Genomic DNA, 439 nt, shown 5'->3' with positions numbered 1-439 from the left:
AGCTTCGTCGCCGAGGGCGGAACGACCACGGCGCTTGTCGGCCCCTCGGGTGCGGGCAAATCCACCGTCATCAGCCTCATTCCGCGCTTCTACGATCCGCGCGAAGGCGAGATCCTGATCGATGGCCAGGATATCGCCCACATCACCAAGAAGTCGCTGCGCCAGCAGCTCGCCTATGTCTCGCAGCAGCCCTACCTGTTCGAAGGCACGATCCGCGACAATATCCGCTATGGCCGGCCGGAAGCGACCGATGCCGAGGTAGAGGAGGCGGCCCGGCTTGCCTATGCGCATGATTTCATCTCGGCGCAGCCGCAGGGCTACGATACGCCGGTCGGCGAAAACGGCGTGACGCTTTCGGGCGGCCAACGCCAGCGGCTGTCGATCGCTCGCGCTTTGGTGCGCAACGCGCCGATCCTGCTGCTCGACGAAGCGACTTCCG

1 protein-coding gene is annotated in these 439 nt (G+C 65.1%); it reads left to right on the top strand.

Annotation, left to right across the window (positions count from 1 at the left end; translation table 11 throughout):
- Nucleotides 1-439: ABC transporter ATP-binding protein (locus tag AC5ZG1_RS44410; RefSeq protein WP_496136573.1), on the top strand; the 439-nt coding region annotated here is incomplete at both ends.

The organism is Bradyrhizobium sp. Leo78 (genome assembly GCF_059512425.1).
The sequence above is the reverse complement of the archived record's forward strand: the minus strand, read 5'-3'. Positions and strand labels throughout refer to the sequence as shown.